General features: G+C 60.4%; 17 protein-coding genes and 5 pseudogenes. 10 read left to right on the plus strand and 12 right to left on the minus strand.

What is annotated here, in order from left to right; translation table 11 throughout:
- Nucleotides 1-13: 13 nt before the first annotated feature.
- Together XI05_RS01350 and XI05_RS01355 are read right to left on the minus strand one after the other, a co-directional pair.
- Nucleotides 14-1201: an acetyl-CoA C-acyltransferase gene (locus XI05_RS01350; RefSeq protein ID WP_271498176.1), complete on the minus strand. Its 1188-nt coding sequence runs from the start codon at nucleotides 1199-1201 to the stop codon at nucleotides 14-16.
- 13 nt (nucleotides 1202-1214) lie between these two features.
- Complete coding sequence (locus tag XI05_RS01355) at nucleotides 1215-2054, minus strand: acyl-CoA dehydrogenase family protein (protein ID WP_271498178.1); 840 nt, start codon at nucleotides 2052-2054, stop codon at nucleotides 1215-1217.
- Between the two features lie 134 nt (nucleotides 2055-2188).
- On the opposite strand from XI05_RS01355, the gene rpoH reads away from it, so the two are divergent.
- A complete protein-coding gene (gene rpoH / locus XI05_RS01360; protein ID WP_271498180.1) occupies nucleotides 2189-3076 on the plus strand; it encodes an RNA polymerase sigma factor RpoH in 888 nt (295 codons plus the stop codon).
- Nucleotides 3077-3420: 344 nt separating this feature from the next.
- Here the strand turns inward: rpoH and XI05_RS01365 are convergent, their stop codons facing one another.
- The 3 genes from XI05_RS01365 to groES (XI05_RS01375) form a co-directional block, all read right to left on the minus strand.
- Nucleotides 3421-3756 carry a hypothetical protein gene (locus XI05_RS01365; RefSeq protein ID WP_271498182.1) on the minus strand — a complete coding sequence of 112 codons (336 nt, stop codon included), beginning with the start codon at nucleotides 3754-3756 and terminating at the stop codon, nucleotides 3421-3423.
- A gap of 78 nt (nucleotides 3757-3834) precedes the next feature.
- The gene (gene groL / locus XI05_RS01370; protein ID WP_271498184.1) at nucleotides 3835-5454 is read right to left on the minus strand and encodes a chaperonin GroEL; all 1620 of its coding nucleotides are present in this window, start codon (nucleotides 5452-5454) and stop codon (nucleotides 3835-3837) included.
- A gap of 36 nt (nucleotides 5455-5490) precedes the next feature.
- Nucleotides 5491-5805, minus strand: coding sequence for a co-chaperone GroES (gene groES, locus XI05_RS01375; protein ID WP_271498186.1), 315 nt, complete (start codon nucleotides 5803-5805; stop codon nucleotides 5491-5493).
- A 631-nt stretch (nucleotides 5806-6436) separates the two neighbouring features.
- Here groES (XI05_RS01375) and XI05_RS01380 point away from each other — a divergent pair.
- Nucleotides 6437-6679 (plus strand): DUF1127 domain-containing protein, encoded by a 243-nt coding sequence (locus XI05_RS01380; RefSeq protein ID WP_271498188.1) that lies wholly within the window; start codon nucleotides 6437-6439, stop codon nucleotides 6677-6679.
- Between the two features lie 199 nt (nucleotides 6680-6878).
- On the opposite strand, the gene XI05_RS01385 is transcribed toward XI05_RS01380, so the two are convergent.
- The 3 genes from XI05_RS01385 to XI05_RS01395 all read right to left on the minus strand — a co-directional run bounded on the left by XI05_RS01385 (nucleotide 6879) and on the right by XI05_RS01395 (nucleotide 8705).
- Complete coding sequence (locus XI05_RS01385; RefSeq protein ID WP_271498226.1) at nucleotides 6879-7184, minus strand: ABC transporter substrate binding protein; 306 nt, start codon at nucleotides 7182-7184, stop codon at nucleotides 6879-6881.
- A gap of 10 nt (nucleotides 7185-7194) precedes the next feature.
- Nucleotides 7195-7551: a hypothetical protein gene (locus XI05_RS01390; RefSeq protein WP_271498231.1), complete on the minus strand. Its 357-nt coding sequence runs from the start codon at nucleotides 7549-7551 to the stop codon at nucleotides 7195-7197.
- A 152-nt stretch (nucleotides 7552-7703) separates the two neighbouring features.
- Nucleotides 7704-8705 carry an ABC transporter substrate-binding protein gene (locus XI05_RS01395; RefSeq protein ID WP_333939808.1) on the minus strand — a complete coding sequence of 334 codons (1002 nt, stop codon included), beginning with the start codon at nucleotides 8703-8705 and terminating at the stop codon, nucleotides 7704-7706.
- A 609-nt stretch (nucleotides 8706-9314) separates the two neighbouring features.
- Between XI05_RS01395 and XI05_RS01400 the strand changes: the two are divergent.
- The 8 genes and pseudogenes from XI05_RS01400 to XI05_RS01435 form a co-directional block, all read left to right on the plus strand.
- Nucleotides 9315-9515, plus strand: a pseudogene (locus tag XI05_RS01400) (tyrosine-type recombinase/integrase); the annotation flags it as partial.
- 436 nt (nucleotides 9516-9951) lie between these two features.
- Nucleotides 9952-10266 (plus strand): co-chaperone GroES, encoded by a 315-nt coding sequence (gene groES / locus XI05_RS01405; RefSeq protein ID WP_271498192.1) that lies wholly within the window; start codon nucleotides 9952-9954, stop codon nucleotides 10264-10266.
- A gap of 92 nt (nucleotides 10267-10358) precedes the next feature.
- Nucleotides 10359-12106 (plus strand): annotated as a pseudogene (locus tag XI05_RS01410) (chaperonin GroEL).
- Between the two features lie 833 nt (nucleotides 12107-12939).
- Nucleotides 12940-14135, plus strand: a pseudogene (locus tag XI05_RS01415) (branched-chain amino acid ABC transporter substrate-binding protein).
- Nucleotides 14136-14214: 79 nt separating this feature from the next.
- Nucleotides 14215-15161, plus strand: a pseudogene (locus XI05_RS01420) (branched-chain amino acid ABC transporter permease).
- Nucleotides 15158-16455 (plus strand): annotated as a pseudogene (locus XI05_RS01425) (branched-chain amino acid ABC transporter permease). Before XI05_RS01420 ends, XI05_RS01425 begins: the two co-directional pseudogenes overlap by 4 nt.
- Nucleotides 16452-17204: an ABC transporter ATP-binding protein gene (locus XI05_RS01430; RefSeq protein ID WP_271498194.1), complete on the plus strand. Its 753-nt coding sequence runs from the start codon at nucleotides 16452-16454 to the stop codon at nucleotides 17202-17204. Before XI05_RS01425 ends, XI05_RS01430 begins: the two are co-directional and overlap by 4 nt.
- The gene (locus tag XI05_RS01435; RefSeq protein WP_271498196.1) at nucleotides 17204-17899 is read left to right on the plus strand and encodes an ABC transporter ATP-binding protein; all 696 of its coding nucleotides are present in this window, start codon (nucleotides 17204-17206) and stop codon (nucleotides 17897-17899) included. Before XI05_RS01430 ends, XI05_RS01435 begins: the two co-directional genes overlap by 1 nt.
- Before the next feature lie 422 nt (nucleotides 17900-18321).
- Here XI05_RS01435 and XI05_RS01440 read toward each other — a convergent pair whose 3' ends face one another.
- The 4 genes from XI05_RS01440 to XI05_RS01455 form a co-directional block, all read right to left on the minus strand.
- A complete protein-coding gene (locus XI05_RS01440; RefSeq protein ID WP_271498198.1) occupies nucleotides 18322-19287 on the minus strand; it encodes a dienelactone hydrolase family protein in 966 nt (321 codons plus the stop codon).
- Nucleotides 19288-19511: 224 nt separating this feature from the next.
- Nucleotides 19512-20486: an ABC transporter substrate-binding protein gene (locus XI05_RS01445; protein WP_271498200.1), complete on the minus strand. Its 975-nt coding sequence runs from the start codon at nucleotides 20484-20486 to the stop codon at nucleotides 19512-19514.
- Between the two features lie 270 nt (nucleotides 20487-20756).
- Nucleotides 20757-22088, minus strand: a complete 1332-nt coding sequence (locus tag XI05_RS01450) for an alpha/beta hydrolase (protein ID WP_271498202.1) — start codon at nucleotides 22086-22088, stop codon at nucleotides 20757-20759.
- 418 nt (nucleotides 22089-22506) lie between these two features.
- A complete protein-coding gene (locus XI05_RS01455) occupies nucleotides 22507-25854 on the minus strand; it encodes an adenylate/guanylate cyclase domain-containing protein (RefSeq protein ID WP_271498204.1) in 3348 nt (1115 codons plus the stop codon).
- Between the last annotated feature and the right edge of the window lie 178 nt (nucleotides 25855-26032).

A 26032-nucleotide genomic window follows, 5' to 3' on the forward strand; every position in this document is an offset into this window, starting at 1 on the left:
AACTCCGCTTCAATCAATGGACGATTTCGAACAGGCCGGCCGCGCCCATGCCGCCGCCGATGCACATGGTCACCACGCCGTACTTAGCCTTGCGCCGCCGGCCCTCGATCAGGAGGTGGCCGGTCAGCCGCGAACCGGTCATGCCATAGGGATGACCGATCGCGATCGAGCCGCCGTTGACGTTCAGCTTGTTCGGATCGATGCCGAGCTTGTCGCGGCAGTAGATGACCTGAACCGCATAAGCCTCGTTGAGCTCCCAGAGATCGATGTCGTCGATCTTGAGGTTGTGACGCTTGAGCAGCCTCGGAATTGCTGCGACCGGGCCAACGCCCATCTCATCCGGCTCGACCCCGGCGGCGACGAAACCGCGGAAGATCCCGAGCGGCTTCAGGCCCTTCTGCGCGGCGATTCTGTCGCTCATGATCACGCAAGCCGAGGCACCATCGGAAAGCTGGCTGGCATTGCCTGCACTGATGGTCTTGCCCTCGAACACCGGCTTGATCTTGGCAAGGCCTTCCGCGGTCGTGTCCGGACGCGGGCCCTCATCCGTTGACAGGGTCACCTGCTGATACGTCACTTCCTTGGTGTCCTTGTTGACGACAGCCATCCGGGTCGCGATCGGAACAATCTCGTCGTTGAACCGGCCGCCCTGCAAGGCCGCGCCGACCCGTCGCTGGCATTCGAGCGAGTATTCGTCCTGCTGGTCGCGGCCGATCTTGTAGCGCTCGGCGACCACTTCGGCCGTCTCCAGCATGGACATGTACATCTCCGGCTTCATCGCCATGAGATCCTGGTCGATGGCATGGAACCTGTTCATGTGATCGTTCTGCACCAGACTGATCGACTCGATGCCGCCGCCGATTGCGATCTCGACGCCGTCGAGCATGATCGAGCGCGCCGCGACCGCGATCGCCTGGAGGCCGGAGGCGCATTGCCGGTCGATCGTCGTGCCGGCAACCGTGACCGGTAGACCGGCGCGGATCGCACCCTTGCGCGCGACGTTCATCACCATGGTGCCCTGCTGCATGGCGCAGCCCATCACCACATCTTCGACTTCGCCCGGCGCGATGCCTGCGCGCTTCACCGCCTCGGCCATCACGTGACCGGCCAGCGTCGGACCATCGGTATTGTTGAGCGCGCCGCGATAGGCCTTGCCGACACCGGTACGCGCGGTGGATACGATTACTGCTCCAGTCGTCATGTCTGCCTCTCTGCTAGGCGGCCGCATCGAGCTGCGCGTAGCGCAACAGGTGGAAGGCGGGATCGCCGAACTGGATGTTGATGGAGGATATCCGCTTGAAATAATGCCCGACGTTCAAGTCGTCGGTCATGCCCATGCCGCCGTGCAGCTGCACCGCCTGATCGGCGACGAACTTGCCGGCATAGCCGATCTTCGACTTAGCGCCGGACGCCAGCCGCGAGACGCTGGCTTCACCGCCGTCGAGGCTCAGCGCGAGGTGTTGCATCAGGGACAGCGCTTCCTGATGAGCGATGAACATGTCGACCATCCTGTGCTGCAACACCTGGAAGCTGCCGATCGTGGCGCCGAACTGTTTTCGCGTCTTGGAGTATTCCAGCGTCGCCGAGTTCAGCTCGCCGATCGCGCCTACCACTTCGGCACAGAGCGCACCGATCGCACGGTCGCGACAAGCTTCAAGCGCTACAACGCCCTCGCCTTCCCGGCCCAGGAGCTGACCGCGGACCCCGCGCAGGCCGATCTCGGCGGCGCGGCGGCCGTCGATCGTCCGAAAGCTCTGCAGATCGAGATCTGCGGCGCGGCGATCGACCACGAACAGGCTGACGCCGCCGCGATCGTGGCGATGACCGGATGTCCGGGCGGAGACGATCAAATGATCTGACCACGGTGCGGCCAGCACCGAGGTCTTCTCGCCGGTGAGGACGAAGTCGTCGCCATCCCGCTTCGCCGTGGTGGTGACGTTCGCGAGATCGAAGCGCGAGCCCTTCTCGGTCCAGGCCAGCGCCCACAACTTCGCGCCGGCGACGATCTCGGGAATAAAGGTCTGCTTCTGCGCGTCAGGTTCGCGGTGGTCCAACCATCTTGCTCTATCGAGGATTTGGACATGAAACCTGACTGCGCTTGGACCGCGCCGCTCTCGGCGCTTCACTCAGATCATCGCATGCAAGGCGCCCCGGATCGGGGCGAACGATGCTCGTGAGGGAGGGCGCGATGTTGGTTGCCTCACTTCCTGCCCTTCACGGGGAAAGCGGGCTATCCCGTTATCTCAAGGAGATCCATCGTTTTCCGCTGCTCGAGGCATCGGAGGAAGCCGAATGTGCGAGACGATTGCGCGATTGCGGCGATCGCGACGCGGCCTATCGGCTGGTGACGAGCCATTTACGGCTCGCAGCCAAGATCGCACTGCAATATCGCCGCTATGGCCTCGCCATCGCCGACCTCATCTCGGAGGCCAATGTCGGGCTGATGCTGGCCGTCAAGCGGTTCGATCCCGAGAAAGGCTTTCGGCTCGCGACCTATGCCTCCTGGTGGATCAAGGCATCGGTTCAGGAATACATCCTGCGATCATGGTCGCTCGTCAAGCTGGGCACCACAGCTGCGCAGAAGAAGCTGTTCTTCAACCTGCGCAAGCTGAAGAACAGGCTTGGCGTCGCGGAGGACGGCGATCTCCGGACGGATCACCTGACATCTATCGCGAGGCATCTCGACGTGAGGGAAGCCGAGGTCGCCGAGATGAACGGCCGGCTGCGCGGCGACATCTCACTCAACGCGCCGCTCAGCGTCGATACGGAAGGCGACCAATGGCAGGACCGGCTGGTGGATCCCTCTCCCGATCCGGAGAGTCTGCTGCTGGATGCGGCCGACCGTGAACGCACCAAGGCTGCCCTCGCCGATGCACTCGCTGCGCTGTCACCGCGGGAGCGCAGCATCGTCGAGGCGCGATATCTCGACGAGCCGCACCAGACGCTGGATGCGCTCGCCGGCAAGTTCCGCATCTCGCGCGAGCGCGTCCGACAGATCGAGCAGCGCGCGTTGCAGCGGATCAAGGCGAAGATGTCCGCGCGTCTCGATGAGGCGCGCCTTGCGACGTTACATTAGGCGAGCGGGAAAAGGATGCTGATCGGCCAAGGTCGATCAGCATCCTCTGCAGATATCCGGGACGAGACGTTCGGGCGAAAACTCCCGGCTCCTGCGCTCGGTCTGGCCGGACTTCTCAGGATTGCTCCGAGACGCTCCGACGGAACTGGTCGCAAGCTGCCGTGCGGGCTCGGCCGAGCTCCGCATCTCAGCGCGAGACGTGTCGGCCTCTTTGGCCTGGAGCACATTGGCCATGCCCAATAAAGCGACGGCGAGGACAATGCCTCTCATTTGATGATCCTCCTTTCGCCTGAGCGATGAGCGGCTGGAACGATGAGGAGCGGCCTCGCCGGCCGCTCCCCGTATCAGCTCATAGCGGGCTCCGGCCTGCCCTGATCAGGCGGCGTGAGGTCGAGCCGGATTCCGGATGGTCCAAGGACCGGCGACAGCAATGTGTCCACCTTCATGGTCGGGCTACCCCGATCCCAGCTCGACCACGGCATCGTGTCCAGGTACGGGATCGGCGGCAAGGGAAGCCGCTCGAATGTGTCCGCCGGCTTGGCGGCAGGGCCGGCGTTTTCGGCGCCAAAGGCCGCAAAGGGCACCAGCGAGAGGCCGGCGCCAACGGCCAAGGCGGCGAGCTGCCGCAACGTTTTCTGAGTGGTTTCCCCGCGAGCGGAGAAAGCACGATCCTTGATCATTTCATCCTCCTTTCGTTTCGAAACAGAATCAATCGATCATGGCAAACGAGCCCGGCGCTCGGCCGGGCTCGCTCGTCTTCAGAAGTCCATCGCGGGAGCGCTTGCCGCTTCCGTCTTCTTCGGCTTGTCGGCCACCAGCGCCTCGGTCGTGATGAGCAGCGAGGCCACCGAGGCCGCGTCCTGCAAGGCGGTGCGCACCACCTTGGCAGGATCGATCACGCCGGCCTGTACCATGTCCTGGTACTCGCCGGTCGCGGCATTGAAGCCCCAGGTGTAGGTCTGGTTCTCGAGCAGCTTGCCGACGACGACCGAGCCGTCCTCACCGGCATTCTGCACGATCTGCCGGGCCGGGACCTGGATGGCACGGCGCACGATATCGACGCCGGCCTTCTGGTCGGGATTGGCGGTCTTGACGCCGTCGAGAGCCTTGAGCGCGCGCAGCAGTGCCACGCCGCCGCCCGGCAGGATGCCTTCCTCTACCGCGGCCCGTGTCGCATGCAGAGCGTCGTCGACGCGATCCTTGCGCTCCTTGACCTCGACCTCGGTCGCGCCGCCGACCCGGATCACCGCGACGCCGCCGGCAAGCTTGGCGAGCCGCTCCTGCAGCTTTTCGCGGTCGTAGTCCGAAGTGATTTCCTCGATCTGCGTCCGGATCTGCTGGCCGCGCGCTTCGATATCCTTCTTGGCGCCGGCGCCGTCGACGATCGTGGTGTTCTCCTTCTCGATCACCACCTTCTTGGCGCGGCCCAGCATCTTCACGGTGACGTTCTCGAGCTTGATGCCGAGATCTTCGGAGATCACGGTGCCGCCGGTGAGGATCGCGATATCCTCCAGCATCGCCTTGCGGCGGTCGCCGAAGCCCGGCGCCTTCACCGCGGCCACCTTCAGGCCGCCACGGAGCCGGTTGACGACCAGCGTCGCCAGCGCCTCGCCCTCGACCTCCTCCGCGATGATCAGGAGCGGCTTGCCGGATTGCACGACCTGCTCGAGCAGCGGCAGCATGGTCTGCAGGCCCGACAGCTTCTTCTCGTGGATCAGCACATAGGGATCCTCGAGCTCGACCCGCATCTTCTCGGCGTCGGTGACGAAATAGGGCGAGATATAGCCGCGGTCGAACTGCATGCCCTCGACCACTTCGAGCTCGGTGTGCAGGCTCTTGGCTTCCTCGACCGTGATCACGCCCTCGTTGCCGACCTTCTGCATCGCATCCGCGAGGAAGCGGCCGATCTCGGTGTCGCCATTGGCGGAGATGGTGCCGACCTGAGCGATCTCGTCGTTGGAGGTGATCTTCTTGGCGTGCGACTTGAGGTCGGCCACGATCGCGTCCACGGCAAGGTCGATACCGCGCTTGAGGTCCATCGGATTCATGCCGGCGGCGACGGACTTGCCGCCTTCCTTGACGATGGCCTGCGCCAGCACGGTCGCCGTGGTGGTGCCGTCGCCGGCGAGATCATTGGTCTTGGAGGCGACCTCGCGCACCATCTGCGCGCCCATGTTCTCGAACTTGTCCTCCAGCTCGATCTCCTTGGCGACGGTGACGCCGTCCTTGGTGATGCGGGGAGCGCCGAACGATTTCTCGATGATGACGTTGCGTCCCTTTGGACCGAGCGTGACCTTCACCGCATTCGCCAGTGTGTCGACGCCCCGCAGCATGCGCTCGCGGGCCTCGGTCGCGAACTTCACGTCCTTGGCAGCCATGTTGCTAAACTCCTTTCCGTTCGATGACTGTCAGCGTTACGCCGCCTTCTTCAGCGTGCCGGCCTGCTCGGCCACGCCGAGAAGATCGCTTTCCTTCATGATCAACAGCTCCTCGCCGTCGATCTTGACTTCGGTGCCCGACCACTTGCCGAACAGCACCCGGTCGCCGACCTTGACGTCGAGCGGCACGAGCTGGCCCTGCTCGTTTCGCCCGCCCGGTCCCGCGGCGATGATCTCGCCCTGCTGCGGCTTCTCCTTGGCGGTGTCGGGAATGATGATGCCACCGGCGGTCTTCTCCTCGTCGTCGATGCGGCGCACGAGCACACGGTCGTGCAACGGGCGGAAATGCATGCACATCCTCCTTGGGTAGGTTCAGCGATGTCCAAAATCCGGGTCCGGAACCGGCCCCCGGGCGGAAAACGACCTAGGAATACGCGGATTTCTAGTCAAGAGGACCTGCAGAAAATTTTTGCGCTACTTCAAGGTTCTTGTCCGGATCCTTTCGATGTGCCGCCGTCCCTGTCACGCCTGCTTGGCGGGCGAGGTGCATCGGCTTGGGCACGCGAATCTCGAGAGCCGCCCTGGTCATTTCCATGGGAGGATGATCCCATATAGCCCGTTGAGGAGGTCCGCTAGGGTCAAAACGCGAAGAACTCAGGTTGAGCAAATCTGGTCCGCTCTGGCTCAACGAGCGGACTACCGAGCGCCAAGCGCAACTTCGCCGGTGGGCCAGAAGGCGTCATTGTCTGTAAAGCCCTCGGTTCAGCGGAGCCTCCCACGGAGGACGATGGCTAGGGGATACTGCACCCTCCATCATTGCGGCTTTCCCATTCCAATGCGACCGCCGATGCTAAGCCAAGGGGCGCGGGTGTGAACGGCTTCACACGCGTGTTTCAAGTTCGGACGTAGGATTACCCCGGCGCTATTATTGAGCGCGGGAATTTTTATTTTAACAGCAATACGACCAGTAGGAGGTGCTGCGATGAGCACGACCTATGGTGCAATAGGGTCGAGACAGACCGGAGCAGCGACGCGGCGCGTCTCCAGCTTTTTCAAGAGATGTTGGAATGCGTGTCATGATCGGCTCGAACGCCAGAGGTTACGGGTGACCTTGCATGACTTAAGTGACAGGGAGCTACTGGACATCGGCACTTCGCGCGGCGAGATCGACTACGTCGCCTCGAACAGAGGTATCGATCCACGTGGCATCCGCTCCGCAGGATGAACTTCTGATATCCGGCGGCGATGGACGCCCGAGACTGAACACGCCCCGTGTGCACGATTGCGCACGAGCCGACTTGCGATATGGGTCAAAGGCTGCCCCCGCTGCTCCGCAATGGCCTTCCGCTCAGCCCTCAAAAGGGGGCCGGGCGAGGCTGAGAGGGGAAGTCAGCCACGCGCCAAGAGGCGACTTACCGATAGCCTTATTCGATTACCCGGTCTGCCTGCACTAGGAGGGTGTCCGGAATTTTTACTCCTAGTTCGGCGGCAGTTTTGAGATTTACCGTTAGTTCAAACAGGATGGGCTGTTCAACGGGAAGATCGGCCGGCCGAGCCCCTCTGAGGAGCCGATCGACGAAATATGCGGTTCTTCTGCCAATCTGCTTCTGGCTTGCGCCATAGCACAAGAGAGCGCCTGAACTGGCGAAAGCAGCCTGCTGATAGAGCGCTGGGAGTTTCGATTCGGCCGCCAGCGGTGGAATTTCGGGCCTGACTACGTCGATTAGCACAATGAGGGCGTCACAGCTTTTCTCCAAAAGGTTTGCAAAAGCTGGTTTCAATTCGTATGGTGTCGCCGCTTTGACAGGCCGGTGAGATCGCCACGAACGCGTCCGGCTGCAATGCCAATCGCTCTTCCGCAAGCGAAGGAACGCGCTCAGGATTTCCGTAGGCTCCTCGACGATCAATCACAATGTTCTTGCCTTCGACGTAGCCTAAGTTTTCTAACTCGTCGCGGAAGGAGTCGTATGGTTCCTGGTCTGAAGCGCTCTCCCAAGAGCCGGGGTATAGAACGGCAACGCGCCAGACCTTGCCCGACCGTTGTTGCGCTCGCGCAGCTAACGGCCAAACAACCGTAGCTCCGAGAAATGCAATCAATTCTCGCCGCCTCATGCTGTTCCCTCAATCGAGCGCACACCCATTTTAAAGCTGAAGTGTCGGTATCGACAAGTTCCTGAGTTCTGCAATGGAAAGCAGACGGTCGCGGTCCCGCGGCAAGGTCGCTACGGGCCGACATCGGGCGTAGAGCCTTATTCGATCAGCTCGTCCGCACGGGCGAGCAGTGATGGTGGGATTTCGATGCCTAAGGAGCGCGCGGTTGCTGAGTTGAGAACTAAACTGAACTCCGTAGGCTGCTGAATGGGCAAATCCTCCGGCCGAGCACCTCCTAAGATTCGTGCGGCGTAAGTGCCGGCTTTTTCAAAGCTTGCGACAAGGCTCGGCCCGTAGCTCATCAGGCCACCGGCCGCCGGAAATTCGCGGAATTCATAGGACGCCGGAAGCGAATGACGATCGGCCAATGAGACAAGTTGCGCACGCAGGTTGAAAAATATCGCATCGTTGCTGACGAGGACCGCCCCGACTTGAGCACTAACAAGCTGCCTGAAAGCTGGCTCTAGTTCATCCTGGTTGCGCGCCTTGGCTACTTTCAAGGTCCGTCCGGTCGAACGGGCAACTTCGTCAATTTCCTGAAGCAAGTCTTGATTGTCAGGGTTTACCAAAAATCCGACGGTAGCCTTTTGCTGGAGCAGCTCCTGGATCAGTTCGAGGCGCTTCAGGACAAGCCTCGCTGTCATCATAGATATGCCCGTGGCGTTGCCCCAGGGATGAGCGAAGCTCTTTGCCAGTCCGAGCTTCACGGGGTCTGAGGCGATTACGAATACGATCGGAATGGTTGAAGTTACCTTCCTTGCGGCGAGCGCAACCACATTGCCCCCTCCGATGATCAGCGCTGGATTGAAATGCAAGAGCTCCTGAGCGAGCTCCGGAAGCCTACCGTGGTTTCCTCGTGCCCACCTACGTTCTATCGTAACGTTTCTGCCAACTACGAAACCCCTCTCGGCTAAACCTCTTTCGAATGCTGCGTCATAGGGACTCGCAATGTCAGGGGAACCCACGGACAACACACCGATAACAGGTACCGCTGAACGTTGCGCGCTCGCCGTAAGCGGCCACAGAGGTGCCGCGCCGACAAGAAGCGTGATGAACTCCCGCCGTCTCATATGCGCTCCTAAGCTCTCTGATGACGGCATCGTAGCCGTTCAGGCGAGTTCATTGAAAGTGGCCTAGGTCAAAAGTGTTGCATCCGCCATCCGCCGCAGACTTCTGTCTGTGCCAGCTCCACGAAGCGAGAAACATTTGTTCCCGCTCCTAGAATTGCAATATGGCAAGCCAATTTGCGACAGCATTACTGCTACACATCTCGCTCTGCTGTGATTACTGACCATGTCAATGCTTGAGGAGATCAGGGACCCTAACGATGCTCGCATCCCGGCGTCAGGCGCGTGCAACCGCAAGATGAATTTCGACCCGGGAGGTTGAGGGCTTGGAGTGCAGGCTCAGACTTCTGCTTTGGGTCTTGGCTGTGTGAAAACGCCCCGACGGTCGAGTGCGATAGCACAAGTTGTTCGTCGAAGGCCGATGTAGCGCTCATGCTCGCAAGCAATTTCAAGCGAGGCGAACAAAAGAACGTGGTTCTAGCCGGCTTTCGACTGTTCGCACTTTTACACAGCCACGGTCAAAATCGGTCCTGTCATGGCTCTAATTGGAGGCAAGTACGTCTCCAATCGTCTGCAAGCGGACGTGGAATTGGAAGGGCTCCGGGCTAAAAATGACCAGCCTCACGAGCTGAGGAGGTCAACATGACCGTTTCCCCGAGCAGCGTCTCCGCCGTCTCGAAGGACGTTCCTTGGAACAAGGGGAAGATAGTCGGCGCAAAGCCGCCGCTGCGTCCGAAGCACGTCTGGTCAATTCGAACCAAGCTGCAGGTCGAAGGCCGAATGCGCGACCTGGCACTGTTCAACGTCGCCATCGATAGCAAGCTGCGCGGCTGCGACGTCGTAGAAAAGAACTTGCTCTACCGCTGCATCTCAGGTGCTCTCGGGTAGGCGAGTCGGATAGCATTTCCCGGCTTCTCCGCGTACCGTCGCGGGTCTAGACCCGCCGTCGGACGCGGCACCATAGTACCTGAACAGGCTCTTCAAGACGCGCGCAACCCGACCCGGCTAGCCATTGGATGGCAAAGCCAAACAACAAATCTGGGCAAGCGGTACAAGCCGGCCCTGCATTTCCGCGGCGGCCTCCTCCGACAAGCCAAGATTTCACTCCAGGGGCTCTGAATGGGCCTCCACGGACCGCTGAGGGCGACGGATTTTCGAATCCTTCGCGGCTTTGTCTTGCATGCTGGCCAGGCCGGCTTATTTCCGGAGCGGTTGGCACTCGCCAGCTTCGACTGCTATTTCATCCAGGACAAAAGCGACTAGAAAATAGGAGGAGCGCATGAAATTCCGTCCACTTCACGACCGCGTCGTGGTCAAGCGCATCGACGCAGAAGAGAAGACCGCTGGCGGCATCATCATTCCCGATACGGCCAAGGAAAAACCCTCGCAGGGCGAAGTCATCGCCGTCGGCCCCGGCGGCCGCGACGAGAGCGGCAAGCTGATCCCAATCGACGTTCAGGTCGGCGACCGCGTCCTGTTCGGCAAGTGGTCGGGCACCGAGGTCAAGATCGACGGCCAGGATGTCTTGATTATGAAGGAAAGCGACATCATGGGCGTGCTCGAAGCTCCCGCTTCGAAGAAGAAAGCCGCCTAATCCACTGCCCGCACCGCTCACCCCTGAAGGGCGCCAGCCGGGCGCATCTCACGAAGGGGTGAGACCAAGTCATAAACTCAGGGAAATCCACCATGTCAGCCAAAGAAGTCAAATTCGGCGTCGATGCCCGCGACCGTATGCTCCGCGGTGTCGACATCCTCCACAATGCAGTGAAGGTCACGCTCGGTCCGAAGGGTCGCAACGTCGTCCTCGACAAGTCGTTCGGCGCTCCCCGCATCACCAAGGACGGCGTCACCGTGGCCAAGGAGATCGAGCTCGACGACAAGTTCGAGAACATGGGCGCCCAGATGGTGCGCGAAGTCGCCTCCAAGTCCGCTGACGCGGCCGGCGACGGCACCACTACCGCGACCGTGCTCGCGGCCGCGATCGTCCGTGAAGGCGCCAAGTCGGTTGCCGCGGGCATGAACCCGATGGATCTGAAGCGCGGTATCGACATGGCTGTGGAAGCCGTGGTCGCCGACCTTGTCAAAAACTCTAAGAAGGTCACCTCGAACGAGGAGATCGCCCAGGTCGGCACGATTTCGGCCAATGGCGACGCTGAGATTGGCAAGTTTATCTCCGACGCCATGAAGAAGGTCGGCAACGAGGGTGTCATCACCGTCGAGGAAGCCAAGTCGCTGGAGACCGAACTCGAAGTTGTCGAGGGCATGCAGTTCGACCGCGGCTACATCTCGCCCTACTTCGTCACCAACGCCGACAAGATGCGCGTTGAAATGGAAGATGCCTACGTCCTGATCAATGAGAAAAAGCTATCTCAGTTGAATGAATTGCTTCCCTTGTTGGAAGCCGTGGTGCAGAGCGGCAAGCCGCTTGTGATTATCGCCGAAGACGTCGAAGGCGAAGCGCTCGCGACCCTCGTCGTGAACCGCCTGCGCGGCGGCCTGAAGGTCGCGGGGGGGGGGGGGGGGGGGGGGGGGGGGGGGGGGGGGGGGGGGGGGGGGGGGGGGGGGGGGGGGGGGGGGGGGGGGGGGGGGGGGGGGGGGTCAAGGCTCCGGGCTTCGGCGATCGCCGCAAGGCCATGCTGCAGGACATCGCGATCCTGACCGGCGGCCAGGCGATCTCGGAAGATCTCGGTATCAAGCTCGAGAACGTCACGCTCAACATGCTCGGTCGCGCCAAGAAGGTGATGATCGACAAGGAGAACACCACGATCGTCAGCGGCGCCGGCAAGAAGGCCGACATCGAAGCGCGCGTTGCGCAGATCAAGGCGCAGATCGAGGAGACCACCTCGGACTACGACCGTGAGAAGCTCCAGGAGCGTCTCGCCAAGCTCGCGGGCGGCGTCGCGGTGATCCGCGTCGGCGGCGCGACCGAGGTCGAGGTGAAGGAGCGCAAGGATCGCGTGGACGATGCGATGCATGCCACCCGTGCGGCGGTTGAAGAAGGCATCCTGCCGGGCGGCGGCGTTGCGCTGCTGCGTGCCTCCGAGCACCTCAAGGGCATTCGCACCAAAAATGACGACCAGAAGACCGGGGTCGAGATCGTGCGCAAGGCGTTGTCTTACCCGGCCCGCCAGATCGCAATCAACGCGGGCGAGGACGGCTCGGTGATCGTTGGCAAGATCCTCGAAAAGGATCAGTACGTCTACGGCTTCGACTCCCAGACGGGCGAGTACGGCAACCTCGTCACCAAGGGGATCATCGATCCGACCAAGGTGGTTCGTGTGGCGATCCAGAACGCGGCTTCCGTCGCAGCGCTCCTGATCACCACCGAAGCCATGGTGGCCGAAGTGCCGAAGAAGAACATCGGTGCGGGTGGCATGCCTCCAGGCGGAGGCGGCATGGGTGGCATGGGTGGTATGGGTGGTATGGACTTCTAAGTCCGACATTCAGAGATCAACAAGGAAGGCTCGGCAACGATGCCGAGCCTTTGCTGATTTCCTAGCGGTCAGGGGCTTCGGGGTCCAACACTGGCGCACCTGGGACTATCTCTCGTCAGCGCGGCTAAGGCGCGCAATTCGGACATGTCTTTGCCGCAGCGATAGCCGCGGACGTCGCCCGTTGCCATCGGGCCGCGCCCCTCTTCTGCGACCCCTAGTTCGATTTTTGCTGTACATACCGGCCCGGCGCCGGCTCGATACCGGCTAATTTGAATTACCCGCCAGGGTCGGTGCGGGAATGAGCCCGGTGGAATGACGCTTCATCCAGTTATCCCAATCCGGCCACCAGCTGCCCGGCTTCTCCGGCCTTCTCCAGCCAATCGTTCGCCTCGCAGTTCAGATCATCGTTCAGCCAGTGGCTGCGCTTGTTGCGGGCAGGCGGATTGAGCACCCGGCAACGTGTCCGCTAGCAGCGAGCACGAACCGCGGATCTTTTCCAATAATATTCTTTGACAGGCTCGCCCAGCGAATTGCCAGCATCGCGAACGACCAATTCCCCGGCACCGCCGTCAATTGGCACGCAGTCGGGCCCTGCGGCCCGGCTGGGATACCAGCTGCAGCCGCCTGCCACTCCACCTCTCTCGGCGTTCAAACGGCGATTTCATTTATTCGCTTGGGGCTTCAGGATGATTGGACAACACTCCTGAAAGAGAAGGCGCTCGTCTTCCGGTCTATTTTTTGCGGTTGGCGATTTTTATAGGCCTTCGAAAAAAGATCGATCAGGAGGGAGGAGTGCTATGCGCCGTTGGATGATGCTTGCAGCCTTGCTGCCAATGCTCGGCGGAGTCGCTTTTGCGCAAGAGACCGTCAAGATAGGCTACATCGACCCGCTCTCGGGCGGCGGAGCCAGCATCGGGGAAGTTGGCCTCAAGACCTTTCAATTCCTCGCCGAGGAGCTGAACGCCAAGGGCGGCATTCTCGGCAAGAAAGTCGAGATCGTTCCCTTCGACAACAAGACCAATCCCCAGGAAAGTCTGATCCAGGCGCAGAAGGCGATCGACGCCGGCGTGCGCTACATCACCCAAGGCAATGGATCGTCGGTTGCAGGCGCGCTCACTGACTTCATAACCAAGTACAATGATCGCAACCCCGGCAAGGAGGTCCTGTACTTCAACTACGCCGCGGTCGATCCGGTCCTCACCAACGCAAAATGCAGCTTCTGGCATTTCCGCTGGGATGCGAATCCGACATCAAGATGGAAGCGCTGACGAACTACATGAAGAGTGTTGCATCGATCAAAAAAATCTACCTGATCAATCAGGACTATTCGTTCGGCGAGTCGGTTCGCTCGGCGGCCAAGACCATGCTGAAGGCGAAACGACCTGACATCCAGATCGTCGGTGACGAACTGCATCCCCTGCTGAAAATCACCGACTTCGCACCCTATATTGCGAAGATCAAGGCGTCCGATGCTGACACCGTCATCACCGGCAACGGGGGACAAGATTTCGCGCTGCTTCTCAAGGCTGCTGCCGATGCGGGGCTGAAGGTGAACTGGTACACCTATTATGCCGGCGGAACTGGTGGTCCCACCGCGATTAAGCAGGCGAACCTCAATCACCAGGTCTTCCAGATCGCGGAGGGGATTCCGAATCTCGGCTATCCCTCCGCAGACGCCTTTGAAAGGGCCCTGCGCGCGAAATACAATTTCAGCCTGTTCTACCCGCGTGCCGTCAACGAGATGCGGAAGTTTGCAGCCGCGGCGGACAAGGCCAAATCACTCGATCCGGTCAAGGTCGCAGCCGCGCTCGAAGGAATGCAATTCGAAGTCTACGACGGCGGCAAGGGCATGATGCGGAAGGACGATCATCAGTTCTTCCAGCCGATGTACATCGCCTCCTTCGGTGACCGCACCGAGAAGGAGCCGTTCGACGAAGAGAAGACGGGCTGGGGTTGGAAGCTGGCGGCGAAGATCGACACAGACCAGACCGTGCTTCCTACCAACTGCAAGATGGAACGCCCGAACTGACCGGCGTTACCGCGCAGAGTGACTTCGCTCTGGTGATCGCCGGGGCGAAGTCGGTTCATCCCCCGGGGGGTGGTGTGTCGTGTTTGAACTTATCATTACTTCCACGCTCAACGGCATCCTGTTCGGAATGCTGCTGTTTCTGATGGCCAGCGGCCTCACGGTCATCTTCAGCATGCTTGGCGTGCTCAATTTCGCGCATGCGAGTTTCTACATGCTCGGCGCGTTCTTCGGTTTCCAGATCAGCCCTGGGTCGGCTTCTGGCCAGCCCTCTTCATCGCCCCACTGCTGGCCGGCGCGCTCGGAGCCGCAGTCGAGCGATTTGGCCTGCGCCGGGTGCACCGCAATGGTCACGTCGCCGAGCTCTTGTTCACCTTCGGCCTCGCCTTCGCGATCGAGGAAGTGGTGCAGATGATCTGGGGCAAGAGCCCGGTCGACTTTCGCATTCCGCCATCCCTGGATTTTCCAGCATTCAGCATCTTCTCAACCAACTACCCCGCCTACAAAATGTTCATGCTATTGGTGTCGATCGCGATCTTCGTCGGCCTGCTGGTTGTTCTCAAGAAGTCGCGCGTCGGCCTGATCGTTCAGGCGGCCCTCACCCATCCGCACATGGTCGCGCATCTCGGCCACAACGTTGAGCGCGTCTTCATGCTGGTGTTCGGCGTCGGCACGGCGCTCGCCGCGGTCGCCGGCGTGATCGCCGGTCCTGCCCTGGTGACGCAGTCGAACATGGCAACCCTCCTTGGACCGATCCTGTTCGTTGTCGTGGTCGTCGGCGGGCTCGGCTCGCTGCCGGGCGCATTCGTGGCGTCGCTGCTGATCGGTCTCGTCCAGACCTTTGCGGTCTCGATGAACGGCTCGCTCGCCGGCGCGTTCGGTCCGCTAAGTCCAGACTACGCCCAAAGCTGGCTTTCGGACATCTGGGACGTCACGGTCGCCCAGATCGCGCCGATCATGCCGTATGTGCTGCTGGTGCTGATTCTGACCTTTCGCCCGATGGGCCTGTTGGGAACGCGCGAAACATGACCGAGCTAGCCTCACGCGTCGCACCACCCTACCCTCAGCCCAGCGAGAGGATAAAGTTCTATGGCCTCTGGGCTGCCACAGTGCTGCTGCTGCTGGTACTGCCGAGGCTGTTCGGTTCGGGCGGCGCGCTGACGACGTTCAGCCTGATTGGCATCTCGATCATCTTTTCGCTGTCCTACAACATCCTGCTCGGCCAGACCGGACTGCTGTCCTTCGGGCACGCGGTCTACTACGGCCTCGGCGGATTTCTGGCCATACATGCCATCAATTTGATCGGCGCCAACAAGCTGCCGATCCCCCTGCCGTTCGTTTCCTTGATCGGAGGCATGACCGGCCTGTTCTTCGCCGCGCTGCTCGGCTGGGTTTCGACCCAGCGCAGCGGAACGGCATTCGCGATGATCTCGCTGGGCGTTGCCGAACTGATCGCGTCCTCAGCCCTTATCCTGCGCACGTTCTTTGGCGGCGAAGCCGGCATCTCGGCAAATCGCACCAAGTTGATTCGATTCTTCGACTGGAATTTCGGTCCCCAGATTTAGATCTACTATCTCGTGGCAGCGTGGACCGTGATCGCCATCACCGCGATGTATGCGCTGACCCGCACGCCGGCCGCATGTGCAACGCGGTGCGCGACAATCCGGAGCGCGTTCAGTTTGTCGGCTACGACCCCCATGTCATCCGCTATCTGGCCTTTTGCTTCGCCGGCTTCTTTGCCGGCATCGCTGGCGCGCTTGCCGCAATCAACTTCGAAATCGCCAACTCGGCCTATCTCGGCGCGGTCCAGTCTGGCACGGTGCTGTTCTCAACCTATATCGGCGGGGTCGGCTATTTCATCGGACCGATTGTCGGGGCCATATTCGTGACTGCATTGTCACTCGGCCTGAGCGATCTGACGTCGGTCTGGCAACTCTACTTCGGCCTGTTTTTCATTGCGGTCGTGACCTTTGCGCCCGGCGGCATCACGGGACTCCTGATGATGCACCGCCCGCTGCTCAAGGGCGGCACGCTGGCAAAGGTGGTACCGTACTACTTGATCTCGCTCGTTCCGACGCTTGCGATAATCGCAGGCCTCGTTCTCGCCATCGAAACCGTCGTTCATCACACCGTGAACCCGGGCGAAGACCCGAATATCAGGGCGGTTGGCATAAGCTTCAATGCATCCAGCACAATCACCTGGCTCGTCGCCCTCGTGCTGGTCGTTGCCGGATTTTACTTCGCGCGCAAGACATGGATCCGGCTCGCGCATGCCTGGGATGAAGCGATGGCGGCGGCGCGTGACAAGGGACACTCCACATGACCGCACCCGCCATCGAGATCAAGGATGTCCAAAAGAGTTTCGGCAACATCACGATCATACGCGACCTAAATCTAAGCGTGGCGCAAGGCGAGCGGCATGCATTAATCGGCCCCAACGGCGCCGGCAAATCGACCACCTTTAATCTGATCACCGGGTATATCACGCCGACGTCAGGGGCGGTGAAGCTTCGCGGAGAGCTGATTTCCGGATTGCCGCCCTATCAGATCAATCGGCGCGGATTGTGCCGAAGCTTCCAGGTCACCAACGTCTTCACCAATATGAGCGTGTGGGAGAACCTGCGATGCGCCGTGCTCTGGACCGCCGGCCACCGCTACTCATTCTGGAAGAACATCGACAATCTTCCGGAAGTTCGCGACCGGACCGCGGAAATTCTGTCTGACATCGGCCTCGCGGCGCGGCGAGATGTACCTGCGGGGCTCCTGACCTATGCGGAGCAACGCGCCCTCGAAATCGGCATCACGGTTGCTGGCGGCGCAGATGTCATCCTGCTCGACGAGCCGACCGCGGGAATGAGCCACGCTGAGACCGAGCGCGCCGTCAGGCTAATCCGACGTCTCACCGAAGGACGAACGTTGATGATCGTGGAACACGACATGAGCGTCGTATTCGGGCTGGCCGATCGCATTTCGGTGCTCGTCTACGGCCGGGTGATCGCGACGGGAACGCCGGAGCAGATCCGATCCGATCCAAAGGTCAGGGAAGCCTATCTCGGAGAGGAGGCCGCCTGATGCTCGACGTCGAAAATCTCCACGCCTACTACGGTAAAAGCCACATCCTCCAGGGCGTCGATCTCAAGATCGAAGCGGGTGAGGTCGTGAGGCTGCTCGGCCGAAACGGTGTCGGCCGTTCCACCACCGTCAAGGCCATCATGGGGGAAGTGCCGCCGCAGGGCACCATCCGCTTCAAAGGAACTGACATCGCCGGGATGCAAAGCTTCCAAATTGCCCGTCTTGGCCTCGGCTACGTTCCAGAGAACCGCGATATCTTTCCAAGCCTCACCGTACGCCAGAACCTGATGCTCGGCATCAAGGATCCGCGCAAGCCCGGCAAATGGCGGATGGATGACATGCTACAAATGTTTCCCAATCTCGCGGCGCGTGCGGATACCGCGGCCGGCGTGATGTCCGGTGGCGAGAAGCAGATGCTGACAATGTGCCGCACGCTGATGGGCGACCCCGAACTGATCATGATCGATGAGCCGACCGAAGGACTGGCGCCCCTGATCGTCCATCAGGTCGGCGACGTGATCGCGGAAATCGCGCGCCGCGGGGTTGCTATTTTGCTCGTGGAGCAGAAGCTCTCGATCGCCATGCGGATATCACACCGCCTCTACGTCATGGGACACGGTCGCATCGTATTCGAGGGCACACCTTCGGACCTGACGAACAACGCGTCGATTCGAAAGGAATGGCTGGAGGTTTGAGGCGGACCCTACACCGGAGGATACGATGCAGCGGTTGTCCGCCCTCGACGCCAACTTTTGCACGGCGAACACCGGAATTTCCGATGCGTGTTGCCGGGCGTACCACGGCAAGAAAGACCTGATTGGCGAAATGAGAATCAGAAGACTGTGCAGGAGCGGGTGACGCATGATCGCTCCAGACAATAGGCGGCTGGTGTAAGGACCCCCGTTGTATGTACCGCTCCTCCATGGCCATGGAGCTGAGGTTTCTATTGCCCGATCCTCTTCTTCAGATAACGGTCCCCGCAAGCGCAGCCAAATTCGATGTTATGGAAGAACTCGGCCAGGGAAGACGTCGGCAATGGGCCAACAGTTGACATCGTGAGAGCGAAGAAGCGTATTCCGATTGGAATAGTGTAAGGCTTGCAGCAAGCCGGGCACTGTCAGCGGCCGGTGTCCCAGGTTTTCTCCAGAAACGCGAAGATTCGTCGCCGCGCCTCGTGGGTTGCGCTTAGATCGTATCTGTAGATCACTTTAGAGCCACGAAAATCGATCTTTGAGAATCCGTTCAGGTGCTGACAGTCCCAACAATGCGTGGCATTCGGTAAGGTGTACCACTCAACGGGTGCACCTGCGTTCTTTGCCGCTTGAAGTTTGGGAATACATTCTTCAGGCGGCGTTTCGGTATCCTTATCGCCCATCAAGACCAGAGTAGGACGGTCAATCTTGGTCTGAACGATTTCATATGGAGGGCCTGCTTTGGGTCGGATTGAGAAGCAACCGGGATACATCGCCACAGCTGCTGTAAATGCCTCACTTCCTGGCGCAGCTGCTCGCCAATTGCTGCTGCTGCCCAGCAGCGCGACCATTGCACCCCAGGAAAACCCTACGTGGGCGACTCGTTGCTTGTCGACGAATGGAAGGGCTCGTAGGTGATCAGCAGCCTGAAGAGCATCGCGTACGCCGCGCGGAAAGTTAACGCCCTTCTTCACTTCCAAACACACCATATCGACGTCGCGAGGTCCCAGGGAATCTATCAAAAGCACTACGAAGCCTTGCTGAACCGCAGCTTGCGCCCAGGCGCCCATCGACCTGTTCGGGCCGCCTTTGGTGCGCAGACCGGCGCATTGGTGGTGCAGGACCATAGCAGGAAACGGTCCCGCTCCCTTCGGTTTGAGCAAGACCATGCGTGAACCGTCTGCTGGGCTAGCGGACGGCGAATCGGGAAACGTCAGATCCTTTGCGCTTGTAGCAGCAGCAAACAACCCCTGAGCGCTGGCAATATGTTGATTCAGCCAAACAACGGCAGCAATCACGCCGAGCCATTTGGCTAGCGTACGTACTCTCTTGGGGTGAGATTGAATGAAATAATCCATGTTCGCTGGGATCAAAAATTCCCGCCGCCTCATGCCCATTTCCCCTGCTCAAACCGACATCATAGCGGGTCAGACTAGCACTTCGATAGGGGCTCAAAGTGCTCGCGCGATCAAGATGACGGCTTGGCCCAAGAGCGCCGATTTGACCAGCGGTCGGGCGCTGCCGGTTTGCCCCCGCCTCCGGACAACTCGCTGCTACGCCCCTGACGGAAGCGATGGGCCACAAACGGACTCTTGCGTTGAAGTCGTCAACGGCCTCATTCAATCACATCGTCGGCGCGGCCGAGCAATGAAGGCGGTACCGTGAGCCCGATGACCTTGGCAGTTTTGAGATTGATAACAAGCTCGAATTTCACAGGTTGCTCGATCGGCAAATCTGCCGGCTTCTCCCCGTTTAAGATTTTTTTCACATAGCCCACCAGACGTTTTGCCTCAAAACTTCGGCTCGGACCATAGGACAGCAAGGCACCGCTATCTGCGAATTCCCGCCACGACGCAATCACGGGAAGACGATGCTCCTGGCCGTATTGCGCGATTTTAGCGGCAACAACGCCAGTCAAACGTGAAGAAATGACGAGCAAGGCATCAGCGCGGCTTGCTTCCACCCCCTTTAGCGCGGTGTCGAGATCGGCGATCACATTTAACGGGTAGGCGGTTAGCTCAAGGTCGAGTGATTCGGCGCCGCGCCGAGCAAAAGTCACTTCGTCATCGAAATGCTGGGGATTAAATATCACGCCAACCTTCCTGACGTTCGGGGCCACTTGCTTGAGCAATTCTATCCGCTTCGCTGCCATTTCATCAGTAAGAAACGTGATCCCGGTGAAGTTCTTACTTGGTCGAGCAAGAGACACGGCAATTCCCGACCGGATCGGGTTATCGCTAACGCCACCGACGATGGGTACGCTACCCTTACTTGCCTCAAACAGTGGCTTGATAACATCACCGCCAATGGCGAGCAGAAGAGTGGGCCTTTGCGCGACAAGTTCAGTGGCCAATTCCACAAGTCGATCCGGCAATCCGTTGGCATAGCGGAAGACGATTTCGACGTTGCGCCCATCGAGGATCCCGGCTTGCGCGAGTGCGTCCTTCAGCGACTGATCGACTGGTCCCAATCTTTCAGCATCGCCAAATACCAGCCACCCAATCCGAGGCAGCGATTTCTGCGCATGCGCGACAAGCGGCCATGTTGCCGCCGCTCCCCCAAAAAACGTGATGAAATCGCGCCGTCGCAAGAGGAATACCTCATCGATGTCTAAAGCCTAGCACCTTTGCGGGATCGCCGGGTGAGAGATGGCGAACAATTGGCTTCCGATGCTGCGACCGAATGTCCGAATTGGCTCAAACTCGGACATCAGCGCGCTATTCGATCACTTCGTCAGCGAGGTCGGAGGCACGGCTATGCCAAGCGTCTTTGCGGTTGTGATTGATCACCAGAGTGAATTTGCTTGCCTGCTCGGTTGGAAGATCGCCGGGCTTCTCGCCCTTACTTACGTGGCTAGACCTCACGGAATCGGATAGCCCTTCCACAGCCATTCCAGCGCCGAAGGCAGCGTCTGCACCACTGTCGGGCGATCGACATGCTTGGCGTTGCGCGCAAACAGGTACTGATAGTGATAGCCTTTCTCCGCCAGCACTTTTGCCATGAGCGCGGCGGACAGCGTCCAGTCGTGCATGCCGTCGGGAATTGTCGGATTGGGATAGAACAGGTCCTGATCGCCCATCTCGAACCAGTAGCGGATCGGTTTTGTCGGGGAACCCGGGATCAGCGGCGCGCCGGTCGGCTGATTCGACGGCGTCAGCTGGCCTGCCTTCACGATCAGGTTGGGACCGGCCGGCCCCGCCCACGCGCTGTGATATTCCCAGGCGCCGCCGCGCAACGCCGGATTCCACGGCCATTGCTGGTTCACCATGGTTGGCGAATAGGCCAGCACCCGGCGATACAGCTCGGGATGAAACCACGCCATGGTGAAAGCCGCAGTGCCGCTCGAGCTCAACCCCATGGTGGCGCGCCCATCGGGATTTTTCGTCAGCCTCACGCCGGCCTTCTCTTCGACCAGCGGCAATACCTCACGCTCGATGAATTGCGCGTAGGTGCCCGACACAGTGTCGTATTCGCGCCCACGCTGCGCGCCTTGTGCGTCCTGTCCGCCATTGCCGACCTGGATCGACACCATCGGCGGCACGCGACGCTGCGCGATCAGATTATCCAGCGTCGTGTTTATGTCCTTCCAGGCGGTGGAGCCGCCGTCGCCGAGCACGATGAACGGGATCTCTGTGCCCCGGACATAGTTCGCCGGCACATAGACCTCGATATTACGGGTCCATGTGCCGGGATGGCTGGTGGTGACGATCATGTTGGATTTGTCGCCCGACACCGTCGTCGTGCTCATGATCGAAGAGTTGCCGCAGCCGGGTACGTCGTCACGGATCAGGCCGGGGTTGTAGATCACGCTGTCCTTGGACGACCGTGTGAACGTCGTGATGGTGCCTTTCGGCACGCCCTCCTTTGCGATCGTCTCGGGCGCCGGATTATGTGTCGGGCCGATGATGAAGTTTCCCTCCGCGCCGGCCGGCGGCAGCGTGCCGTCCGCAAGTTCGGTCGCGGGCGGATAGTTCGCGCTCTTGGGATCGCGGGTCGGCGGCTTGGTTTGGAAGTCGAGGCCGGTCGTGTCGATGAAGAACGGCGCCCCTTTGTCCGACGTGTTAGCGTTGGGCGGCACGCCCACGTTCTGGGTGACACAGTTGGACGGAGGCGGAGGTTGGGCCAAGGTGGCGGTCGAGAACGTTGCAGCTGAGATCATCGTCCCCGCAAGGACGGCCCATGTGTTGTTCATGTCTTCCTCCGAAGCCGACGAGTCTCATGGCTCGTCTTCCGCGGAAAAATATCACGAAGGGCCCTTGACCGGAAAAATGACGGGCACCTCGTGGCAGTGCTTGCTCGCTGAAATTATGGCGATGGTATCGATGATCGCGATCATGAATTGTTGCGTGCACGACCACACCAAAAAGGATCCACGCATTGACTGCTGGCTTCGTCAGAGGGCCAAGGAGCCATCGCCGACTACAAGGTGAACGGCTAGCAACTATTCTTTCCTAACACCGATGATCCCAACGTAGATGTCCGCTTCGGGTCAATCGCGGCGATCTGGCCCGGCTTAAGTTAGACCCGGTCTCCCCCTGACAGCCGACATATTCTCGGTCGTGGGAAGCGGCAGTGATGGGCGATCACCGGAAGTCGCAGGTCTTCGCCTTTCACGTGAGTTCCTCGAGCAGAGCCTTCGCTTCCTTCAAATCGCCGGTATCGAACCCTTCGTTGAACCAGTCGTAGATCGGCGTGAGCAGCTCGCGGCCCTCGTTTCCGTTGCCTCGATCGCGCCAGAGCCGCGCCATGCTCATAGCGATGCGCAGCTCGAACGATCTTGCCCGCTGCTTGCGGGCGAGTTCCAGAGCTCGAATAAGGCTTGTTTCCGCGTCCATGGATGCTCCGAAAAGCAATCTGAGCTCGCCTTCAATTCTGAGCACGTCGGCCTGCCAGAGATATTCGCCTGTTTCGGCTATCAGCTCGGTGGCTTTTCTGATCGCGCTCAGGCTACCCTGCATATCCCCTGCGCGTGCTTGCAGGACCGCAAGGAGTGAATGGTAGTGCGGAGAATGAAACCGAACCTGTTGTTCGGCGGCATGTATTCCCTGTTTCATTAGAGCAATGCCGTCTTCCAGCTGCTCTGTACACCCGACTGTCCAACCACTCAGTATTTGACCGCAACTAATGGCCCAGAGCGGCGCGCGCGATCCAAGTTGTGCGTTCAGGTTTTCGCAGTAATTCTTGACCTCGGCCATCCTGCCGAGCAACACGGACAACTCTGCGCCAGCATAGATACCAACGATGCCGCTCGTGTTCGCGTGATTTGCGCTGATGGCATGTTCAAATGCCTGTTGACGTGCTGTGACTGCCTGGTCGGGGTAGCCCAAGGCCCATAGGCTCAGTGCCAGATAGGCAAGACCTGACGCGTGCGGATCCGCGAGATAAAGCACCGAAAGAGCTTGGTCCATTTCGACCCTGTCGATTGCAAGGATCTGTTCCAGCTGTGCTTTCGCGGCCTCGAACTCGCCCATTTCAAGCAGCGTCGCGCCCATTGCGCGATGCGCGATCAGTCGCGCCAGGCGGTCGCCGGTGTGCGCGGCCAGCGATTGGCAGCGATGCGAATACTCAAGTGCCTTCGGGATCCTGCCGCTCGCTATGCAATAGGCATACTGCCCGTAGAGGCTCGGCAACAGGTGCTCCGTGTCGCCTAGCCTTTCACACAGGACAATCGCGCGATTTCGTGCAGACCCGACGAGTGGGTTGCCATACCCATGCTGAGCCGCCAAGGGCGTGCCCAAAGCGAGCTGAAATTCGAGTTCCCGCTGATCCTTCTGCGTCGAATCCGGCAGCGTCAATAGCAGCTCCAGGCCCCGTCTGAGATGACGCACAGCCTCCTCGTCTGCGGAGCGCTCTGCCGCACGCCGCCCAGCCTTCAACCAGTATGAGATGGCGATATCTGCCTGTCCGGCCTTCGCGAAATGGTGCGCCAACAGCTCGGGTTCGATGCTGGAACGCTCGGGAAAGAGCTGTTCGAGCGCTTTGCCAATGCGTGCATGTAGCTTGTGACGGGCTCCCCGCAGCAGCGTGCCATAGGCCGCATCCTGCACCAAGGCGTGCTTAAAGCTGTATTCCGCGTCTGGTGGCATTCCGCGCTGGAAAATCAGTTCGGCAGATACCAGCTGATCCAGCGCTTCATCCAGCTCAGCTGAGTTCCGCTGCGCGACGGCACGTAATAGTTCGTAGGAGAACTCCCGACCGATGGCCGCGCCCACCTGCGCCACCTCTTTGGCGGATGAACCGAGCCGATCAAGACGTGCCATCAGTGAAGCGTGCAGAGTGGCCGGAACGGTAAGCGCGGTGCTCGAAGCATGCGAGAGCGCGGTTCTGGCGCCGCGGTCATCTGCCTCCAGCACCGCCTTTGTCAGCTCCTCGAGGAATAGCGGCACCCCATCCGTGCGCTCGACAATCTCAGAAACAACATCACCCGCTAGCGTCCCCTCGCCGATGAGCTGCTGAACCAACGCAGCGCCGTCGCGCCGGTCGAGCCGGCTAAGCGACAGCATTGTGACGTGCGCCTGCCCGGTCCAGATCCGCTCGAACTCGGGACGGAATGTAACAACGAGCAACACCGGTAGATGCTGGACCCGCTCGACTACAAGGTCGAGCAGTTCGCGCGAGCTGGGATCGATCCAGTGCACGTCCTCAAAGAGCATCAGCACCGGTCGTTGCTGCGCTAGACCCTTGAGCTGCCGAAGCAACGCCTCGAAAGTTTTTTCCTTTTTTCCTCTGGGCGTAAGCTGGAGAGGCAGAAAACGACCTTTAAACGGGATCGATAGCAGCTCAGCCAGCAAGGCTTGATCCTCTTGCAGCGATGAGGCTGGCGCTAACAGCGTCGCCAATTTGTCAAGCTGCGCCTCGGGCGAATCTTCGCGCAAGAATCCGGCAGCACGCTCCAGCTGCGTAACCACCGGATAGAATGCACTGTCGACGCGCTGCGGTGAGCAAAAGTACCTAAGGCTGGTGTGCAGCTCGATTTGAAGTCGCTCCTGGAGCGCCGCTATCAATCGCGACTTGCCGATACCTGGCTCGCCAGCAAGCAGTACGACCTGACCTTCACCGCTCGCCGCGCGCCGCCATCGCCGTAGCAGCAGATCGAGTTCTTCTTGCCGTCCGACTAGTTCGGTCAGCGCACTTCCGTGGAGCGCCTCGAAACGGCTTTCCACCGAACTCACTTGTAGCACTGCCCAGGCTCGCGCCGGCGCATCGATGCCCTTGAGCTCCTGCAACCCAAGGTCCGCCAATTCGAAGAGATTCCCGAGCAGTCTCCGCGTGCCCTCAGCTATGATCACCGCGTTCGGTTGGGCGACGCTCTGAAGCCGTGCAGCAAGATTGGGGGTCTCGCCGACGATCGCCTGCTCCTGTGACGATCCCGTGCCAATTAAGTCGCCGACGACAACCAGGCCCGTCGCGATACCGATGCGGGTTTGCAGCGGAACTGAAAACTCAAGCGCACCAACCGCGCCAATCGCTTCCAATCCTGCGCGAACGGCTCGCTCGGCGTCGTCCTCGTGAGCCTGCGGGTAGCCGAAATAGATCAGCACGCCGTCGCCCATATACTTCGCAACGAAGCCCCCGAAGCGGCGTACCGTATCGGTGATGCACGTTTGATACGCCGAAATGATCTCGCGCAGGTCCTCTGGGTCCATACGTGCCGAGAGCGACGTCGAACCGACTAGGTCCGAGAACATCACGGTGACCTGGCGGCGCTCGGCGGTGTCCTTGGCGGTTTTGCACGTTGCCCAAGAAGCGTGGGATAGGGGCGCCGCTGTGCCCGCTTCAGCACGCAAGGCGGCGATCGCGTCGAGCAGCTTACGGCGATGCCCGACAATTCCGACACCAAGGTCCTTCAAGTCCTCGGCCGTCAGGTTCGGCAGGACTGTATCGTCGATCTCATTCTCGCGGAATGCTGCCTCATATTGTTCGAGGCCAAGCCTCCGCAGCCAACCTCCCAGGTCCATGACGGCGGCCCCAGTTCGCCTAGCGCTCCATCATTTCCCCGGCGAGGCGGCCTGTCTAGAGAAATGACTGCTATCAAAGGCTGACCTGGGCAGATCCGCGATGCTATTCCGCTCAGCTCTCGGAAGCGGACACTTGCGAGGCCGGGAGTAAAAGTCGGCCAGGGGCCAAAAGCGGTCA

Origin of the sequence: Bradyrhizobium sp. CCBAU 11357, from assembly GCF_028128865.1 — a bacterium.
In the GTDB taxonomy this organism is placed as follows: domain Bacteria; phylum Pseudomonadota; class Alphaproteobacteria; order Rhizobiales; family Xanthobacteraceae; genus Bradyrhizobium.

Excerpts from the sequence above, each read along its gene's own strand:
- XI05_RS01395 (WP_333939808.1), bottom strand. The coding sequence starts at position 8,705 with ATGCCGTCATCAGAGAGCTTAGGAGCGCATATGAGACGGCGGGAGTTC.
- XI05_RS01365 (WP_271498182.1), bottom strand. The coding sequence starts at position 3,756 with ATGATCAAGGATCGTGCTTTCTCCGCTCGCGGGGAAACCACTCAGAAA.
- rpoH (WP_271498180.1), top strand. The coding sequence starts at position 2,189 with ATGTTGGTTGCCTCACTTCCTGCCCTTCACGGGGAAAGCGGGCTATCC.
- groL (WP_271498184.1), bottom strand. The coding sequence starts at position 5,454 with ATGGCTGCCAAGGACGTGAAGTTCGCGACCGAGGCCCGCGAGCGCATG.
- XI05_RS01440 (WP_271498198.1), bottom strand. The coding sequence starts at position 19,287 with ATGAGGCGGCGGGAATTTTTGATCCCAGCGAACATGGATTATTTCATT.
- XI05_RS01435 (WP_271498196.1), top strand. The coding sequence starts at position 17,204 with ATGCTCGACGTCGAAAATCTCCACGCCTACTACGGTAAAAGCCACATC.
- XI05_RS01430 (WP_271498194.1), top strand. The coding sequence starts at position 16,452 with ATGACCGCACCCGCCATCGAGATCAAGGATGTCCAAAAGAGTTTCGGC.
- groES (WP_271498186.1), bottom strand. The coding sequence starts at position 5,805 with ATGCATTTCCGCCCGTTGCACGACCGTGTGCTCGTGCGCCGCATCGAC.
- groES (WP_271498192.1), top strand. The coding sequence starts at position 9,952 with ATGAAATTCCGTCCACTTCACGACCGCGTCGTGGTCAAGCGCATCGAC.
- XI05_RS01350 (WP_271498176.1), bottom strand. The coding sequence starts at position 1,201 with ATGACGACTGGAGCAGTAATCGTATCCACCGCGCGTACCGGTGTCGGC.
- XI05_RS01455 (WP_271498204.1), bottom strand. The coding sequence starts at position 25,854 with ATGGACCTGGGAGGTTGGCTGCGGAGGCTTGGCCTCGAACAATATGAG.
- XI05_RS01380 (WP_271498188.1), top strand. The coding sequence starts at position 6,437 with ATGAGCACGACCTATGGTGCAATAGGGTCGAGACAGACCGGAGCAGCG.
- XI05_RS01450 (WP_271498202.1), bottom strand. The coding sequence starts at position 22,088 with ATGAACAACACATGGGCCGTCCTTGCGGGGACGATGATCTCAGCTGCA.